Source organism: Kiloniella antarctica (assembly GCF_042682825.1).
GTDB classification, from domain to species: domain Bacteria; phylum Pseudomonadota; class Alphaproteobacteria; order Kiloniellales; family Kiloniellaceae; genus Kiloniella; species Kiloniella antarctica.
Genome location: NZ_JBHUII010000004.1, coordinates 529,196 through 545,192, shown reverse-complemented (window position 1 = coordinate 545,192; position 15,997 = coordinate 529,196). Strand labels below are relative to the sequence as shown.

Here is a 15,997-nt window from a genome sequence, read left to right as displayed (position 1 = left end):
TTAACGCAAAAGCGTCGGAATCCTATTTGCCGCGCAGAGGGCCTCATCCATAAATTGAGAAATGATTTGTTGGACGGGCGCGATTTCATTGGCAAAACACGCACTTTGTCCATAGTCCAACAACCCTTGGTCAGTATCACCAGAGACATAGGCTTTGTACGCCAAAGAACCACTGAGCAGATGGGAGAAACTCTCGTAGTCTTTGATACCTTGGCGTTCTAATTCCAACACTGCTTCAGATGTTTCGTTATGCAGGACGCGGTGATGATTTTTTACGGTTGTTTGCACCACTACGCTGTCCAGCCCTGTGCCCTCGACGATGCGTTGTTTGTAATCCCTGTGCGCCCAGATCTCTTCAGATATCAGCATGCGCGTTCCCATCAAAACCCCCTCACATCCCATCGTCAATGCCGCAGTCAGTTGGCTGCCGTGTCCGATACCACCGCCAAGTATGACGGGGGTCGACAGTTTTTGAGGTCCTTCAGCGCCTTGTACCATAGACCCCACCATCATATAGCCGGGGTGGCCACCACATTCAGCACCGACCAAAATGATTGCATCAACGCCTGCTCGTTCTGCTGAGAGGGCAAAACGAACAGCGGGGACCTTGTGAATGACTTTGATGCCCGCTTCTTTCATTAAGGGGACGATAAAGCCGGGATTACCGCCGGCAGTTTCAACAACGGCAACATTTTCATCGCGTACAACTGACAACAGATTATCCAGCCTGGAGTTGGCATCATCGCGGGGAGAAATATAGAGGTTTACGCCAAAGGTTTTGTTGCCTGCGAGATCGCGACATTTCTGTATTTCGTCTTTAAGCTGTTTGGGGTCAGGGAAGGTGAGGGCAGATATGAACCCCATGGCCCCGGCATTGGCCACCGCAGCAACATATTTCGCATCTGACAGGTGCATCATACCGCCACAAAGAACAGGGTGTTCAATACCAAGAAGATCAGTTATTCGGGTTTTAAATTTTATGGTCATTTTTGATCTCAAGGCTATTGTCTGAAGGTGGTTTTCTCAAATCAACGTTGCTATTCTACGAACAACTTTCTCACACCCTGATAAAAGTAATATTAGTGATTAAACCTAATGGGGGAGTTCTTACTGCGCAAAATGAATCTGGTATAATTCAGAGAATACAAAGCCTGTTTTATCGTGATGGTTTTTCTTACTTATTATTAGATGTCTGTCGATGATGGCGCCAAGGTATCAAGTGCTTCTTGCAGGTTTAGCAATGCTTTTGTGTAAGCTTCCAGTTTCTCAGTGCCCAGTTCCCTCTCTAATTTTTTGGCAAAGTCTGCGTGCTGTGGGTTAATTTTTTTTATGGCGCTGTAACCGATCTCTGTCGGTTGCAGCAATTGGGCGGTGCGATGTGAAGGGTTGGGAATGAAGCAGGCCATCTTATCATCTACAAGCTGAGCACTTGTTCTGCGGACACTTTGCCGGGTTATACCCATCCTGCGGGCTATTTCTGCTTGGGTCAGGGGTTCATTCAGCACGGCCCCTAGCACCTGCCAGCGGGTTGCTGTTAGTCCGGCAGGTTGGGAAAGTTTTTCGGCGATTTTCAGGAACTGACCGTTCAGAGCAAAAATGGTCAGTGCGATAGAGCTGAGTTGATCTTGTGATTGTTCTCTCATGCGGCGTGCTCCGCCATAAGTTCATAGAACCCATTTGGGTCTTGGTTTTGATAGAGCTTTATCCATGCCGCCAGCGTTGGGCCGGAGTAAAGATCGAGTTCGCGAAATATTTCCACAGCAAAGGCAACAGGGGCTATTCCGCTTGCTGTAATAAGTGTTCCTGAAGTAGAGGTTGGTCCAGAAGTGATGGCTTGTACGTCTTGATAATAGTCCGTGCCTTTGTAGTTGGTCATCATCTCAAGGAATGCTCGTGCATTACTTGTGTGCGGCACAGCGTCCAATAACCCTATTTTTGCAAGGGCTGCAGTTGCACCACAAATGGCGGCCACGGTAACATAAGCTTTGAGAAAGTGGGCGGCCATTTTTGCGAAAGCATCAATACCGCCTTCTGCTACGGTATCAGCGCCCGGCAAGATCAGCATCCGACTGTTATCTGGAATGAGCATATCAAGACTAAGGTCGGGTAAAATACGCAATCCGCCCTTTGTTGTAATCGGTTCGAGCGTCTCGCCTACCGTCTTGACTTCATATCGGTTCGGCACCTTTTGAAATTCCGGTGAGTTGATGTAGGCCATGACATAGCCAACCTCCCAATCGGCCATGGTGTTATAGACGGCAAGGTGAATGGTATGGTTGGGCATGTGATTTTGTCTCTATCTAATATTTGACAGCAAGCTGACATGTTGTGAGCTTGCTGTCAAATTGAAGAGTTTTATGCTTAGGTTATCTAGCATAGAGCTTCGTAAAGATGGGTTAAAATAAAAGCCCGCCAAAAATGACGGGCTTTAAAACATTACTGAGAAGACAGATGTCTCCTCAGTAATGTTATGTCTAACGACTAAGAAGTAAAATCTTGTCGTCTTGATAAAGGTCTTGAGTAAATTATTTCTTACGCACGCCTTCAAAGAAAACCAGGATCTCAACTTCCTGAGCGGCTGGACCCATGTTGAGCATACCGTAATCAGCTACGGGGATAACAGTTGAACCTTCAAAACCCTGACGGACATTGCCCCAAGGGTCATCACCGCCGCCAATCCAGTTTACGTCCATAGTAATAGGTTTGGTTACACCTTTAATGGTTAGGTCACCACTTAACGTCGCTGTTTTTTCGCCTGTGGATTTTAGGCCTGTACTGACGAACGTTGCTGTTGGGAATTTTGAAACATCAAAGAAATCATCACTGCGCAAGTGTTTGTCACGCTCCGCATGATTTGAATCCAAGCTTGCTGTATCAACCGTAATATTAACGGAAGAAGCTTCTGGCTTACTTGCGTCAAATTCCATCTGCCCTTCAAATTTATTGAAGCGGGCCAGTACCCAGGAATAGCCGAGGTGACTGATTTTAAATTGGATGGAGGCATGTGCACCTTTGGTGTCCAAAGTATAGCTCTCTGCGGATGCAGTTGTGATGTTACCTGCGATACCACCTGTAATACCCAGCGATAATATCGAGGCGATTACTACTTTTTTAAATTTTGACTTAAACATAATGTTTTTCCTGTTTGTTGAATTAGGACGTATTTACGAAAGAGAGCTTACTGCTTAGTTGGCCCCTTTGATCATGCGAAGTAGTGTGCGGTCTTTATCTATAAAGTGGTGCTTGAGGGCGGCTAGTGCGTGTAGAACAACGAAACTTGCCAAAGACCATGCGACGATTTCATGTATGAGACCTGCGATGTCTTCCATTCCTTTAACGGAGGGGAAAAGAGCTGGAACTTCGAAAAGATCAAAAACGGAAATCGATCTGCCGTCTGCCGTTGATATCAGATAACCTGAAATAATGAGGGCAAAGGGCAGTGCATAGAGAATAAAATGAACCAGTGATGCGACTTTATGTTCCCACGGTTTACCCCCTGCGACGGGATCAGGGGTGATCGTGAACAGGCGCCACATTAAACGAGTAATCATTATCATTGCGACGATAATGCCAATCGACTTATGCCAATGGGGGAAGGTTTGGTAGTTGGCATCATAATAAGTGAGTTCAACCATATATAAGCCAAGCCCAAAAAGGCCAGTAGCAGCCAAGGCAACAAGCCAATGCAGGGATCGGGAAGCCCAACCGTAATTATCCTGTGTATTGCGCATCATGTTATTTCTCTGGTCTCTTTATGTTTTGGTGTTTCGTTCTCTACAGCATCAAATATCGGGTTGAACATGATTAAAAAAAGTATAATTATTTTATAGAATTGATATAAAATTTAGATCGAGTTGAAAGATGACCTTGGATCAGTTGAAGGCCCTTTGCGCAGTAGTTGATTGTGGTGGATTTCGTGCCGCTTCTGAATCCCTGCATAAAAGCCAGTCTGCAATCAGTATAGCCATTAAAAATTTAGAACAGGAACTGCAAATTTGTTTGTTCGAACGCGACGGTTATCGCCCTCTGTTAACGACAAGAGGTAAAGTCATCGCCCAAAAAGCGCGTGCTGTTTTATCTCAGACAAGGGGGATTTCTGATCTCGCGCATCATTATGCGCAAGGCATAGAACCTGAGCTGCGTATTGTGGTAAGTGAATTGATTGACATGCAAATGGTCCTTGATGCCTTAAGTACTGTTAGAGAGCGTTTTTCCGGTACACGTTTGACCTTGCTTGTGGAAAATTTTAACGCCCCGTTGGAATTGATAGAAGATAATTTGGCGGATATTGCAATAGGTGGAGATGCGCTTCGGGATCGCATAGATCCAACTTTATTTACCAAACTACCAACCGTTTCTTTGATGCCAGTTGTGTCCAATACTTCAGAGTACGCACAAAATGCGATCAAAATCACGACCGTGGATATGGATGGAAGTACGCAGGTCGTGGTCAGTGATCGCAGCCGTAATCGGGATGAAAAAAATTATGGTGTTTTGGAAACGACTGTCCCCTGGCGGGTGAATGATTTCCTGACTAAGAAACAAATCATCCTCTCTGGTCTTGGTTGGGGGCGACTTCCAATGCATATGATATGCGAAGAACTGAAAACCGGGCGCCTTGTGGCCCTCAGCTCATCCGACTTTGGCCCGGTCGAGGTTGAAACCTTTATGGCCCGTACCCGCAGCCATCCCTTTGGCCCTGTTGCCGAAGCCTTTTGGGAGCTTATGGTAAAGAAAGTGTAATGCGAGTTTTGGCTTTTTATCTTATGGACAGTTGATTATTTTGGGGAGCTAGACATTGTAACCATTTGGTCTGAAATTTGAATATCTGGTATTCCTGCACCGATATCAATGTAGTGAATAGATACATCGGTAATAACAAGACGGTCGAGTTTCTGGTCGGCATAGTAGTCTGGGTTGGTTGTGACTGTACAGTAATAAACCAGGCAGGAAATACCTTCGTTGTTGCGCATTGGAAGAGCAACTGATTCCCGGTTTAAAATCGTTCCTTTTTTCGTTGTTGATTTAGTGTGAAAAACCATGCCCGCAGGGTGTGTGCAGGCCGTATGGATTATTTGGGAAGTTTTAATTTTTCCCGATGGTGCTATAAAATCGAGATAATTTTTCCCAGTCATATGCTGATCATATATTTTCTCAATATCCGTACCGATCAAGCGTAACCGGATGTAATCTGGTCTGAGGTATTCGTGGATTGAGATACTGGGGAGCAGTCTAGAAATTTTCTCAGGATGGAAGTCTTGCCGATGAGGGATCATCTTGTCTTTAGGCAATTCTGACCAATACGCAGCAAACTCTCTTAACCGTGGATCAAGGCCAGAAAGGTCAAAAAGGGGATGAGCTGGTTTGCTAGAAGTCATATCCGTTACGAAATTGTGTCGTCAGGAATTAATTTCATCAACATACATCATTAGTAACACATGACGCGTATAAAATTACGCGGTAAATATTTATTACTGAATAAAATAAGGGTTATGGGAGCCATACAGCTTGCCTGTTCTAATGTGTTTATTTTCATGTATGGGGGCGTAGTCAGCTATTGAAAGGGGGCTCTTCAACAAAGCCATCCATTGCTTTTCGAACAATACCGCGGACATAACCTGCGGCTTTGGTTGTAGTGGCAACAAATAAATATTCTTCACCATCAAGATAGACCCGGACACAATGTGTGTAGCTTTTTGAATTTCTGTATTTGAGGCAGAGTTTGTTATCAAAAATCTTCCAATGACCATTTAATTTTGCGGAACAGTTCCATCTCGTATTTGTGTTGAGGCTCTCACATGAACGGTATTTGCTGGTCCCATCTGCAAGGTAGTATTCCATCCAACGGGTGGCGCGATCATCGATGGGTATTGTAGGTGTGCTGATATACTCTCCAACGATGGTTTTGTTGGTGATGAGATTTGTAATAACTTCTCCAGACAAGGGTTCGAGGCCTTTTTCCAAAAGGCTTTCCTCTGGCGTATCCCAGAGACTATCGGCTGTCACAACATAATTTTGATCACCAGGGTTCTGCTCACTTGCGACACATCCGGGTAAAATCAAAAAACAGGAAATCAAGAGTGTTCTTAATAGCATTATCGGTCCTTAATGTCAGTTTGTCGTGACAAAATATGATCTGGAGAAAGGGGGGGGGCGAGAAAAATCAAAAAATTAAAGGGTAAGTTTATTCTCAGACCCAGAAAGCAGCCTTTGAATATTCTCCCGATGTTTGAAAATAACCATAAAGGCCATCAGGCTCGCTACGATATAAAAATATAGGGTATTTCCAAACGCTGGTATAAATGAAATTGCCACAAAAAACACGGTGGCAGATATTGTGCCTAAAGAAACATAACGGGTTAGCGCAACGATTGTTACGAAAAATCCAAGGCTTATCAGGGCCATGACCCAGTTAAACATAAACATGACTGCGGCGGCTGTCAGGGCACCTTTACCACCTTTAAAGCCGAAATAAATCGGCCAGTTATGTCCCATAACCGCGCCTGCGCCTGCAGCCAAAAGACCTAAGTTACTTGTGGTTTCCCCGGCATAAACATAAACGCCGAGCTGGATACCGATCAGACAGGCAATGATCCCTTTTAAGATATCCCCGGCAAGAACAAGCCCGGCAGCGGGTTTTCCAAGGACCCGTAATGTATTGGTAAGCCCTGCGGATTTGCTGCCATGGTTTCTGATGTCGGTGCCGTATATTCTCCCGACAATCACCGCGGTATTCAGGCTGCCCAAAAGGTAGCCGGAAGACAAAGCAGTTAAAATCTTTAGAATATCAATCATTAGTGTTCCCCCATGGCAAGGTACTCTAGTGTTCTTTTGTCGTGCTATCAATACAGAGGGCATCTGTTTGGGAGCCACGGACTAAGGGGACGAGATTGTGGCAAGGACAAACCGGGTTGCCCGATCATGAATATCGCGTCGATTTACGCCTTCCGGATCACGGAAAATATCTGGTTCATTCACCAAATCCAGTGGTGTTGCTTCTGGCAAAAACACATAGTGTCCGACGTTCTTTTCAAGTAGTTCCAGTGTCATCCTCGGGTTTTGTTCTTTTAACCAGACAGCGCAGTCTTGATGGGCGGCTTCTTTATCATCCTGTCCCACCATGATCCCCACAGAGACTGAGATTGATTTGAGCGAGGCAGGTTCAAAGGCCCGGATGGTCGGAGCAGGTGCTAAAGCAACCGCCGATTTTATACGATGATCTCTATAAGATACCCCTTGCCGTTCCATGGATTGGCGGAATTTTTTCGACTGTTCCATTAATTCTGGGATGGCTTGGGACAGGTTGGGAAATTCTTTGGGGCCGGTATCTTTTAGCTGCTTGCTTGCGAGCCAATCTTTAAAGAGATCGTAATTCGTCAAAGCGCCGAGCAGGGATAGGACGGTATAGCCACCAAGCGAAAACCCAACTGCGGAAATGGCTGATGTATCAAGGCGATCAACAAAGGGTTCCCGACAGGTCAGCAGGTCGATAACGGTACTCAGATCCCGAGCGCGTTCCCACCAGCATAGGAAGCCTTCTGCTAAATAGGGTTCCGTACAATTGTTTCCATGATGTGATACGGCAATAGATATAAACCCCTGTTCTGCGAGCCGGGTGCCAAGCCAGCTCAATCCTTGCGCGCGACCTCCGGTGCCATGAGATAATAGAACGACGGGAAACTTAACCTGCTGAGTACTTAGCTGGGCGTCTTTGGTAATTGTAGGTTGCGGAGAAGGCGTTTCCTTGTCACGGCCATCGGCTGGATACCATGATGCCCATGCCAGAGGGCGTGGCCTGTTCTCGCGCCAATGCTCTCTCGAGATGTCGACGTCGTTACCTTCAGCATATCCAACGGAATACATGTGCTTCCCTTAAAGGTTGTAGTCATTGGGTTACGCTATATAAATGTTTTTTCTTTTCAAGTAGAAAGAAGGTGTTCTCCCCTTCATATTACAGGGGGGAGATAATGACTTCCTCTTGTGACTTGCTTCTATTTGCCCTTCCAAACCGGATCGCGTTTTTGGGCAAAGGCGGTGATGCCTTCGATGGCGTCTTGGGAAGTAATCATTTTTTGGTATATCGGGCAATCGGCATCGCCGCCGGGTTTGACCTGAGCCATTGATTGTTTCACGGTTAACCCATCCATGTAGCCAAGGACTTCCTTAAGCGCTTGCAAGGCAAGGGGCGCACCTTTGGCGATTTCCTGTGCCATGTTCATGGCTTGGGTTTCAAGATCGGCAACAGGAACTGCCTTGTGAACCAAGCCCCAACGTGTGGCTTCAGCGGCGTCCATTACGCGCCCGGTGAGGAACATTTCCTTGGCGACGTTGGGCGGAATCATATGCGGGAGCTTTTGCACTGCGCCACCATCGGGCAGGATACCGCGCTGCATTTCAGGCAGGCTAAAAAAGGCATGATCAGCCATGAGCACAACATCGCAGGCAAGCACAATCTCAAACCCGCCGCCGACCGCTGCGCCATTGACCGCCGCGATCACAGGCTTGGTCAGGTCGTGAAACTCTGTGATACCTGCAAAACCACCGGGGCCGTGACCGTGCACGGGATCGTTTTCAAGGTCGAGATCAATACCACCTTCGCCGGCCGTTTCCTTGAGATCCCATCCCGCACAGAAAATCCGCTCGCCCGTGCCGCGGATAATACCAACGGAATAGTCAGGGTTGTCTTGTAACTCGCGCAATGCCGCATAGATTGCCCGGCTCATGGCGCGGTTGATCGCATTTGCCGGGGGGCGGTTGAGGATGATCTCAAGCACACGCCCATGTGCTTTGGTTTGGACCCATTCTTCAGTATTATTTTTCATGGTTGTTTCCCCCTCAGGCAGCAGAATTTATGGGTTGGTACATCAGGTCACGATAGCGTTTTAAGTGATAGCGCGGATCGCCAAAGGTGGCGTTAATCATAGTGATGCGTTTGTAATAATGGCCGATGGGAAGCTCTGTCATCATCCCCATACCACCGTGAAATTGGATGCCTTCCTGCCCGACAGATCGTGCATCCATGCCGACATGATATTTTGCGGCGGATACTTTTTGGGATACCTTTTGCGCCAATGTCTTATTCGCGCATGTTTTTGTGACGCCGTCTGCGTTTTTTAAAAAATCATTTTGGCCTTTAGGGAGGTCTTGATCATCCAGGGCACAGACGGCGTCATATACCAGTGATTGACTGAGCTGGCATTTCATATAAACATCAACAAGGCGGTGTTGCAGCGCTTGAAACGACCCGAGATTCTGCCCGAACTGTTCTCTGGTTTTAAAATAAGCCCCAGACTGTTCGCATATTGCCCACATTGCGCCAGAGGCTTCGGCGCAGAGCGCGACAGCGGCCTGATCGACGACCCTTTGCAGGTGCGGGTATGCCATGCCGATGTCACCGAGCAGGGCTTTGTCTGGTAAAAACAGATCATCCAGTATGATGTCACTGGCACAACCGCCATCGTGGGTGCGATAGTTTTTGAGGTTTAAGCCATCCATGGTGGGATCAAGCAGAAACAGGCTTAGGCCTTCTTGGGCATTGGCATGGCCAGAAGTGCGGGCCACCACGATAATGATATCGGCGGATTGCGCGTTAAAGACCACGCATTTGGCCCCGTTTAGGCGATAGCCGTTGCCTTCTTTTGTGGCAGAGGTCGCAACTTGAGCAAGATCATAACCCGCGTCAGGTTCGGCAAAGGCGAGCGCCAGCTTTAGCTTACCCGCGCCAATTTGAGGGATCAGATCGTATTTTTGACTTTCAGTTCCTGCATTGGCAATTAGTTGCCCGCTGAGCAGAACGGTTGAGAGAATAGGGCTGACCAAAAGTGCGCGCCCGATTTCCTCCATCACGATCATGCTGTCAATCGCACTGCCACCAAGGCCGTCGTATTCTTCGGCAAAGGGCAGGGCGAGCCAGCCAAGCTCGGCAAGGCTCTGCCAAAGCTCTTCTGAATAACCATTGGGGTGTTGCAAAGTTTTGGCGCGGTTTTCAAAGGGATAGGTTTCTTCCAGATAACGGCGGATGGAATCCCGGAACAGGTTTTGCTCTTCGCTAAAGGTAAAGTTCATGTCCTATAATCCCAATACGGCTTTGGCGATGATGGTTTTCTGGATCTCGTTGGACCCGGCATAGATCGAGGTCTTGCGGAAATTGTAATGGGCCTTTGCTATGGCTTTTGGAGCAATCGCAGCAGGATTGTACGCGCTTTCTGTCGAGATCACATCTATCTGCGCATGGGCGTGGTAGCCCAGCGCCTGATGGGCCAGTTCCAGAATATCCTGTTGGATTTCCGTGCCCCGAACTTTCAACATAGAGGCCTCGGCCCCCATTGATTGCGATCCACCGGGGCCAAACAGGAACCGTTGTTCCGTAACTTCCAGCGCGCGCAAGGCGATCTCTGCCCGTGCGACTTCGTTCATGAAATCACTATCATCAAGCAGGGATCCAGATCCGACAGACACTGTCTGTGCCAGGGTTTTGAGGCGTCCAAGACTGGCGAGGGAGCGCCCGACTTCGGCGGTGCCAAAACGCTCTAACCCCAACAGGTACTTGGCAACCCCCCATCCTTCGTTCTCGATGCCAACCCGGTTGTCCACAGGTACGCGGACATTATCAAAAAAGACCTGATTAACCTCGTGGGTGCCTTCATAGTTTTCTAGCGGGCTGATGGTGACGCCTTCGGATTTCATGTCGATCATCAAGAAGGTAATGCCCTGTTGCTTGCGTCCCGAACTGTCGGTGCGAAACAGGCCAAACATCCAATCGGCCACATGGGCGTCGCTGGTCCAGGTCTTGGACCCGTTGATGACGTAGTGATCACCACTATCATCTGTGGCAAGCTCGGCTTTGCATTTGAGCGAGGCAAGGTCTGATCCTGCATTGGGTTCAGAAAAACCCTGACACCAAAGCTGTTCCCCGGTGAGGATGCCGGGCAGGAACTTTTCCTGTTGCGCCTTGCTGCCATATTCAATCAAACAGGGCGCGAGCATGACAACGCCATAGGGAATAGGTCGCGGCGCATCGCAGAGGGCGATTTCGCGCTCAAACAGATAATGTTGCTCGTCACTCCAGCCCGCGCCGCCATGTTCTTTCGGCCAAGAGGGACAGCCCCATCCTTGTTTATAAAGCGCGTGGTGCCAGCGTTGCATCATCTCGCGCGGCAGGATCATTTCTTCTTCGGATACTTTCATCCGGATATCGTCAGGTAAATTGTCCTGGACAAAGAGCCGAACCTTCGCCCGAAACTCTTCGGCCTGAGCGTTAAATTTCATATCCATCGCACGTATCCCATTTCCTGCTCAGTCCTCGTCGTAATCCCTCTCTTGGGGAGTGTTCGATCATCGTCGCTTATGCTTATCTAATTCAAAAAGACAACCATATATTTACAGTCGTAATTGTACGTTATTCGACAAAAACAGTACAAAAAATACTACCAATATTGTGGGTAAGATGCGTGTTAAGGCTGCGCATGGGGGTAATTATTCGTGTTTGGGTCTCAATTTTATTCTTTTCCTTTCGCATAAGGCGTCTAATTAATCGCCAGAGGCCTCGTCATCGTATCTCGTCGTAGTATCAAGCTTTACTGGTTTCAGTTAATAGTAACCTTTTGTGCGTTATGGTATGCTGGTCTTCTTATGTGCCCACTTTAGATGAGGTGTGGAAATGGAAAAAAGGTCCCATGTGTTTATTGTGATGCTCTTTTTCCTATGGCCGATTTCCGGGGCCGCGCAAGAACAGCTTGTCTTTACGGGAATTGAAAACTCTTCTTATGCAACTATTAGCGAACGCGTAATGCGAGAAGCTTATGGACGTTTGGGCATCGACGCTAAATTTCCCCGTTTACCTGCCGCCAGAGCGTTAGCTGTCGCAAATTCAGGAAGAGTTGATGGCGAATTATATCGAATTAAAAACATTCAATTGAAATACAAAAAACTCATTATGCTTCCCGTGCCGATCGGGATCATGGAAGGGGTTGCCATTACAACAAATTCAAAAATATCTTTGGACGGGTGGCAAAGTTTGGAGCCATACCGCGTTTGTATTCGCAACGGTGTGAAATTTGCTGAAGCAGGCACAAAAAAAATGAAGGTTGATGTCGCCAATTCGAACGAACAGCTTTTCATGAATCTGGGTATGAATAGATGCGACGTTATTGTTTTGGCTCGTCTTACAAGTATAGAACTTGCACAGAACTTCGAGAAGGAAATGAAAATACCCCTTCAGTATCATGTGGTTCAGACATACCCATTATTTCATTACCTGCATAAAAAGAATAAGCATTTGGTTCCAAAATTGACAGAGATCCTGGAAGCAATGGAAGCGGATGGGACCATTGCCAAGATACGTGCTCAATATATTGACGAAATATCTGCAGCACGACAGGATTAATGGCAGACCTTCAAGGCTAAACGTTATGAAGAAGATGTTCCAGTATTTGGAGTTTTAATATCTGGCGTGATTGGGCATTTGTTTCGTCCCATAGATTTTGTATGCTTTCCGTAAAGTACCATGTTTGATAAATCTTCAATGAACAGCACGTTGAACTGCTTTAAAGGAGGTCAACATTTCACGCGCCGAACGACTTTTAAGCTTGGTAGAAGAATTCAGACGCCATCGCCGTCCGGTTTCCGGTAAGGATCTTGCGCAAGCGCAGGGTATTTCAATTCGAACACTCTATCGCGATATTGATTCGTTACGGGCGCTTGGGGCTGGTATCGAGGGGGAAGCCGGTGTTGGGTATCTTATGCGTCCAGGGTTCCTTTTGCCTCCGGTTATGTTTACCGCAGAGGAAGTGGACGCGCTTGTTCTTGGCTCGCTCTGGGTGGCCGATAAGGCGGACAAGCCTCTTGGTGAAGCTGCACGTAAAGCGATGGCAAAATTAACAGCCGTGATGCCAATTGAACTTGTTGATCGCGTTGAAGCACAATATGCCGTTGTTGGACGAAGCGCGCAGTCCCCCACTGAAATGGTTGATATGGTGATTGTAAGGGGGGCCATTCAAAATGAGCGCAAGTTGCTCATTCATTATCGTGATGGCACAGGCAAAAGCTCTGAACGTGTCATATGGCCATTTTTTCTGATCTATTTTAATGGCGGACGCCTTATTTCGGCATGGTGTGAGCTAAGAGATGACATCCGGCATTTTCGCACCGACCGTATTGGAATGCTTTCGGAAATGCCAACGCGATATCCACGTCGTCGCCATGAACTTATCAAACTTTGGCGCGAAGCTGAGGCTTGTGAGACGACTTATAAATGACTACTGCCACTTTCTGACACGTTAGCCGTTTAGGTTTCTTCTGTAACCAGAGGACAACCAATGAAATCAAAAACATTTCCAAGACTAACGTGCCTTGCGGTTTTACTGCTTTGTACACAATCAATTCACGCTTACGCGCAAAGTAATCAGGCCCCAAATAATCAGAAAGCTTTATCAATGGAACATGACGAAATTCACGCAACAATCAATATGAATAATTCAGCAGTTGGCGCTGGTGATATGGAGGAGGTTCTTGCTACCTTTGAACCAAACGGAGTTTTGGTGGGGCAACCCGGAATGCCCGCCATGGGAACACCGGCGTTGCGTGAGGCCTTTGCGCAGTTCATGGCGATTAATCCCAAAATTACTGTAACAAATCATGACGTTATTCAGACAGGCGATATTGCCCTTCATTCTTCTACTTGGACAATGTCTGGCAAAACCCCGGACGGATCACTGATTGAGCAGAACGGGTTTTCCGTGGTTGTGCTCCGCAAACAGCCAGACGGACGTTGGTTGATGGTGATTGATAATCCATTCGGCGATCACCTTGTTCATAAAAAGTGATATCTGTGTTGCGCGATTGGCCCCGTACTCAGGATCGTGACCAAGGGCGGCACTGAAATTTTTGCTTTAGAAAGTCAACGAATACCCTGACTCTTGGTAATGAAAGCCTGCCTGGAGGGGTGATGGCCCAGATGGGAACGGTTTCTGGAATGTGATGTTGTTCAAGCAGGATCTCCAATGCGCCTGTCTGCAGAGCGTTACCGCAAACCGTTTCCAGCAAGCGCACGATGCCCTTGCCTGCCAGAGCAAGATCAAGCAGCAGGTCCGTGTTATCGCATTTGATATTGCCTGTAACATCAATGGAAAAAGGTTCTTTGTCGACGACAAATTTCCAACGGGAAAGCATGGGAAACCCAGATGTGGTCAGGCAATTGTGCTCTTTAAGGTCAAGAGGAGTTAAGGGCTTACCATGGCGGGCAATATAGCCCGGACTGGCACAGATATGACGATCTGCTTCGGCCAACTTTGTACCAATTAAATTACTGTCGATCAGATTGCCGGGACGAATAGCAATGTCGTAGTTTTCTTTGATGATATCAACGTGCTGTTCTGTAATGTTGAGATCAATTTCAATAGCGGGAAAATGTTCAAGAAACTCTGGAAGTAAGGGAGTGATTTGATGTTTGGCGAGGGCAGCGGCTATGGTCAGACGCAAAGGACCAGATGGGTTTTTTCTTGATGAAGCTGTTTCTGCTTCTGCGCGTTCTATTGCCGCGGCGATATTTCGGGCGTGTTTGAGATAGATGCTCCCTTCACTGGTCAGGTTGAGGTTCCGTGTTGTTCTGGCCAACAAGCGCACGCCTAATCGATCTTCCAGTCTTGATATCGCCTTTGATACCGCAGAGGGGGTCAAACCGAGATCTGCGGCAGCCCGCACAAAATTCCCGCGCTCTATGACCCGCAGGAAAATCGCCATGTCGATCGGTATGCCTGCTAATTGATGAATATTTTTCACTTAAGTGTTCCAGTATTAGTGATTTATCATCTTTAAATTCACTTGTAGTCTATTTGGTAATCAAAGGGAATGATTAAGAGTTCTTTCAAACCTGAGCGAATGCTCAAGAGTTGAGCGAGATATCGTTCAACCGATTTTAAGATATAAGGAAATGAAACGTGGCCATAGAATTTGGAAAACCGAATGACAATCCTTCCATGTTGCAGATGTTCACCCGTTACAAAGCCTGGGCCAATAACATTTCCTTTGAGGCAATGTCTGAAATTCCACCAGCGGAACTGGTGAAACTCCACAAGGCAACGTTTGGGTCGATCATCCATACCATGAACCACACTTATGTGGTCGATGATATCTTTAAGGCGCATTTAGAGGGGGGCAAACATACCTATAGCGCACGAAATACAGAGACATCGCCCCCGCTTAATGATCTGCGGCAGATGTGTGAAGAGATGGATCGCTGGTATATCGCACAAGCTGACCAGTTTGATGATAGACAACTTGCTGAGATTATCGAGTTTGAATTTGTCGGTGGCGGGAAGGGGACCATGTCCCGCATGGAAATTTTCTTACATATCGTCAACCACGGTACCTATCACCGGGGTATGATCAGTAGCATGATGCAACAAATTCCGGTCTTCACAGCGGCAAATGATTTACCCGTATTTTTGAGGGATGTATGGCACGCAGGATAATGTGAGTATAGTTTTCCACAGATAAGACCACAGATAAGACCACAGATAAAACCACAGATAAAATAAGAATATATAGCGAGATAAAAACAGGAGATAACAGATGTTTAGCCATATAACCGTGGGGTCAAATGATCTAAACCGTGCGGAAGTTTTTTATAATGCGGTCTTAACGCCTTTGGGGCTGCGTCAACGTAAGGTTATTTTTGATTCTGGGCCGCGTTCTCTTTGTTGGGTCGGAAGCAAACATCCTTTACCGCGGTTTTATGTATATCAACCTTTCGATGGTGCGCCAGCATCCGTGGGAAATGGTGGCATGGTTGCTTTTTTAGCAGCAACAATTTCTGCCGTTGATGAGGCTTACTATGCTGGGATAGCGGCAAAAGGTGTTGACGATGGTGCACCGGGACCACGCGATCACTATGGTGTGGGATATTACGGCGCCTATCTTCGTGACCCCGATGGAAATAAGATCCATATTGCTTATCGGGAAGATATTTTGGGGTAAATCAAAGTCAATAATTGCGCTC

General features: G+C 47.1%; 19 protein-coding genes. 6 read left to right on the top strand and 13 right to left on the bottom strand.

Annotated features, from left to right (window positions below; genetic code table 11):
- The 5 genes from ACFSKO_RS09585 to ACFSKO_RS09565 form a co-directional block, all read right to left on the bottom strand.
- Entirely contained in the window at window positions 1–987 is a 987-nt protein-coding gene (locus tag ACFSKO_RS09585) for an NAD(P)H-dependent flavin oxidoreductase (protein WP_380250883.1), read from the bottom strand.
- Between the two features lie 197 nt (window positions 988–1,184).
- Window positions 1,185–1,643, bottom strand: coding sequence for a MarR family winged helix-turn-helix transcriptional regulator (locus ACFSKO_RS09580; protein WP_380250881.1), 459 nt, complete (start codon window positions 1,641–1,643; stop codon window positions 1,185–1,187).
- A complete protein-coding gene (locus ACFSKO_RS09575) occupies window positions 1,640–2,284 on the bottom strand; it encodes a DJ-1/PfpI family protein (RefSeq protein ID WP_380250879.1) in 645 nt (214 codons plus the stop codon). The genes ACFSKO_RS09580 and ACFSKO_RS09575 overlap by 4 nt, the downstream gene beginning before the upstream one ends.
- A 241-nt stretch (window positions 2,285–2,525) precedes the next feature.
- Entirely contained in the window at window positions 2,526–3,131 is a 606-nt protein-coding gene (locus tag ACFSKO_RS09570; RefSeq protein ID WP_380250877.1) for a YceI family protein, read from the bottom strand.
- A 54-nt stretch (window positions 3,132–3,185) separates the two neighbouring features.
- Complete coding sequence (locus ACFSKO_RS09565; protein ID WP_380250875.1) at window positions 3,186–3,734, bottom strand: cytochrome b; 549 nt, start codon at window positions 3,732–3,734, stop codon at window positions 3,186–3,188.
- Window positions 3,735–3,861: 127 nt separating this feature from the next.
- On the opposite strand from ACFSKO_RS09565, the gene ACFSKO_RS09560 reads away from it, so the two are divergent.
- Entirely contained in the window at window positions 3,862–4,743 is an 882-nt protein-coding gene (locus tag ACFSKO_RS09560) for a LysR family transcriptional regulator (RefSeq protein WP_380250873.1), read from the top strand.
- 35 nt (window positions 4,744–4,778) lie between these two features.
- Here ACFSKO_RS09560 and ACFSKO_RS09555 read toward each other — a convergent pair whose 3' ends face one another.
- The 7 genes from ACFSKO_RS09555 to ACFSKO_RS09525 form a co-directional block, all read right to left on the bottom strand.
- The gene (locus ACFSKO_RS09555) at window positions 4,779–5,378 is read right to left on the bottom strand and encodes a PAS domain-containing protein (protein WP_380250871.1); all 600 of its coding nucleotides are present in this window, start codon (window positions 5,376–5,378) and stop codon (window positions 4,779–4,781) included.
- A gap of 172 nt (window positions 5,379–5,550) precedes the next feature.
- The gene (locus tag ACFSKO_RS09550; RefSeq protein WP_380250869.1) at window positions 5,551–6,096 is read right to left on the bottom strand and encodes a hypothetical protein; all 546 of its coding nucleotides are present in this window, start codon (window positions 6,094–6,096) and stop codon (window positions 5,551–5,553) included.
- 75 nt (window positions 6,097–6,171) lie between these two features.
- A complete protein-coding gene (plsY, locus tag ACFSKO_RS09545; RefSeq protein WP_380250867.1) occupies window positions 6,172–6,795 on the bottom strand; it encodes a glycerol-3-phosphate 1-O-acyltransferase PlsY in 624 nt (207 codons plus the stop codon).
- Window positions 6,796–6,876: 81 nt separating this feature from the next.
- The gene (locus ACFSKO_RS09540; protein WP_380250865.1) at window positions 6,877–7,863 is read right to left on the bottom strand and encodes an alpha/beta hydrolase family protein; all 987 of its coding nucleotides are present in this window, start codon (window positions 7,861–7,863) and stop codon (window positions 6,877–6,879) included.
- Window positions 7,864–7,991: 128 nt separating this feature from the next.
- Window positions 7,992–8,822 (bottom strand): enoyl-CoA hydratase-related protein, encoded by an 831-nt coding sequence (locus tag ACFSKO_RS09535; protein WP_380250863.1) that lies wholly within the window; start codon window positions 8,820–8,822, stop codon window positions 7,992–7,994.
- A gap of 13 nt (window positions 8,823–8,835) precedes the next feature.
- On the bottom strand, window positions 8,836–10,065 hold the full coding sequence (locus ACFSKO_RS09530; RefSeq protein WP_380250861.1) for an acyl-CoA dehydrogenase family protein: 1,230 nt from the start codon (window positions 10,063–10,065) through the stop codon (window positions 8,836–8,838).
- A gap of 3 nt (window positions 10,066–10,068) precedes the next feature.
- Window positions 10,069–11,274 (bottom strand): acyl-CoA dehydrogenase family protein, encoded by a 1,206-nt coding sequence (locus ACFSKO_RS09525; protein ID WP_380250859.1) that lies wholly within the window; start codon window positions 11,272–11,274, stop codon window positions 10,069–10,071.
- Between the two features lie 385 nt (window positions 11,275–11,659).
- Between ACFSKO_RS09525 and ACFSKO_RS09520 the strand changes: the two genes are divergently transcribed.
- The 3 genes from ACFSKO_RS09520 (at window position 11,660) to ACFSKO_RS09510 (ending at window position 13,823) form a co-directional block, all read left to right on the top strand.
- The gene (locus tag ACFSKO_RS09520; RefSeq protein ID WP_380250857.1) at window positions 11,660–12,385 is read left to right on the top strand and encodes a substrate-binding periplasmic protein; all 726 of its coding nucleotides are present in this window, start codon (window positions 11,660–11,662) and stop codon (window positions 12,383–12,385) included.
- A gap of 202 nt (window positions 12,386–12,587) precedes the next feature.
- Complete coding sequence (locus ACFSKO_RS09515) at window positions 12,588–13,256, top strand: helix-turn-helix transcriptional regulator (RefSeq protein ID WP_380250856.1); 669 nt, start codon at window positions 12,588–12,590, stop codon at window positions 13,254–13,256.
- Between the two features lie 60 nt (window positions 13,257–13,316).
- A complete protein-coding gene (locus tag ACFSKO_RS09510; RefSeq protein ID WP_380250854.1) occupies window positions 13,317–13,823 on the top strand; it encodes a YybH family protein in 507 nt (168 codons plus the stop codon).
- Window positions 13,824–13,851: 28 nt separating this feature from the next.
- Here ACFSKO_RS09510 and ACFSKO_RS09505 read toward each other — a convergent pair whose 3' ends face one another.
- Window positions 13,852–14,778 (bottom strand): LysR family transcriptional regulator, encoded by a 927-nt coding sequence (locus ACFSKO_RS09505; protein WP_380250852.1) that lies wholly within the window; start codon window positions 14,776–14,778, stop codon window positions 13,852–13,854.
- Between the two features lie 158 nt (window positions 14,779–14,936).
- Between ACFSKO_RS09505 and ACFSKO_RS09500 the strand changes: the two genes are divergently transcribed.
- Window positions 14,937–15,470, top strand: a complete 534-nt coding sequence (locus tag ACFSKO_RS09500) for a DinB family protein (RefSeq protein WP_380250850.1) — start codon at window positions 14,937–14,939, stop codon at window positions 15,468–15,470.
- A 100-nt stretch (window positions 15,471–15,570) separates the two neighbouring features.
- Window positions 15,571–15,975: a VOC family protein gene (locus tag ACFSKO_RS09495; protein WP_380250848.1), complete on the top strand. Its 405-nt coding sequence runs from the start codon at window positions 15,571–15,573 to the stop codon at window positions 15,973–15,975.
- The last annotated feature ends 22 nt before the right edge of the window (window positions 15,976–15,997 follow it).

Excerpts from the sequence above, each read along its gene's own strand:
- ACFSKO_RS09585 (WP_380250883.1), bottom strand. The coding sequence starts at position 987 with ATGACCATAAAATTTAAAACCCGAATAACTGATCTTCTTGGTATTGAA.
- ACFSKO_RS09580 (WP_380250881.1), bottom strand. The coding sequence starts at position 1,643 with ATGAGAGAACAATCACAAGATCAACTCAGCTCTATCGCACTGACCATT.
- ACFSKO_RS09575 (WP_380250879.1), bottom strand. The coding sequence starts at position 2,284 with ATGCCCAACCATACCATTCACCTTGCCGTCTATAACACCATGGCCGAT.
- ACFSKO_RS09570 (WP_380250877.1), bottom strand. The coding sequence starts at position 3,131 with ATGTTTAAGTCAAAATTTAAAAAAGTAGTAATCGCCTCGATATTATCG.
- ACFSKO_RS09565 (WP_380250875.1), bottom strand. The coding sequence starts at position 3,734 with ATGATGCGCAATACACAGGATAATTACGGTTGGGCTTCCCGATCCCTG.
- ACFSKO_RS09560 (WP_380250873.1), top strand. The coding sequence starts at position 3,862 with ATGACCTTGGATCAGTTGAAGGCCCTTTGCGCAGTAGTTGATTGTGGT.
- ACFSKO_RS09555 (WP_380250871.1), bottom strand. The coding sequence starts at position 5,378 with ATGACTTCTAGCAAACCAGCTCATCCCCTTTTTGACCTTTCTGGCCTT.
- ACFSKO_RS09550 (WP_380250869.1), bottom strand. The coding sequence starts at position 6,096 with ATGCTATTAAGAACACTCTTGATTTCCTGTTTTTTGATTTTACCCGGA.
- plsY (WP_380250867.1), bottom strand. The coding sequence starts at position 6,795 with ATGATTGATATTCTAAAGATTTTAACTGCTTTGTCTTCCGGCTACCTT.
- ACFSKO_RS09540 (WP_380250865.1), bottom strand. The coding sequence starts at position 7,863 with ATGTATTCCGTTGGATATGCTGAAGGTAACGACGTCGACATCTCGAGA.
- ACFSKO_RS09535 (WP_380250863.1), bottom strand. The coding sequence starts at position 8,822 with ATGAAAAATAATACTGAAGAATGGGTCCAAACCAAAGCACATGGGCGT.
- ACFSKO_RS09530 (WP_380250861.1), bottom strand. The coding sequence starts at position 10,065 with ATGAACTTTACCTTTAGCGAAGAGCAAAACCTGTTCCGGGATTCCATC.
- ACFSKO_RS09525 (WP_380250859.1), bottom strand. The coding sequence starts at position 11,274 with ATGGATATGAAATTTAACGCTCAGGCCGAAGAGTTTCGGGCGAAGGTT.
- ACFSKO_RS09520 (WP_380250857.1), top strand. The coding sequence starts at position 11,660 with ATGGAAAAAAGGTCCCATGTGTTTATTGTGATGCTCTTTTTCCTATGG.
- ACFSKO_RS09510 (WP_380250854.1), top strand. The coding sequence starts at position 13,317 with ATGAAATCAAAAACATTTCCAAGACTAACGTGCCTTGCGGTTTTACTG.
- ACFSKO_RS09495 (WP_380250848.1), top strand. The coding sequence starts at position 15,571 with ATGTTTAGCCATATAACCGTGGGGTCAAATGATCTAAACCGTGCGGAA.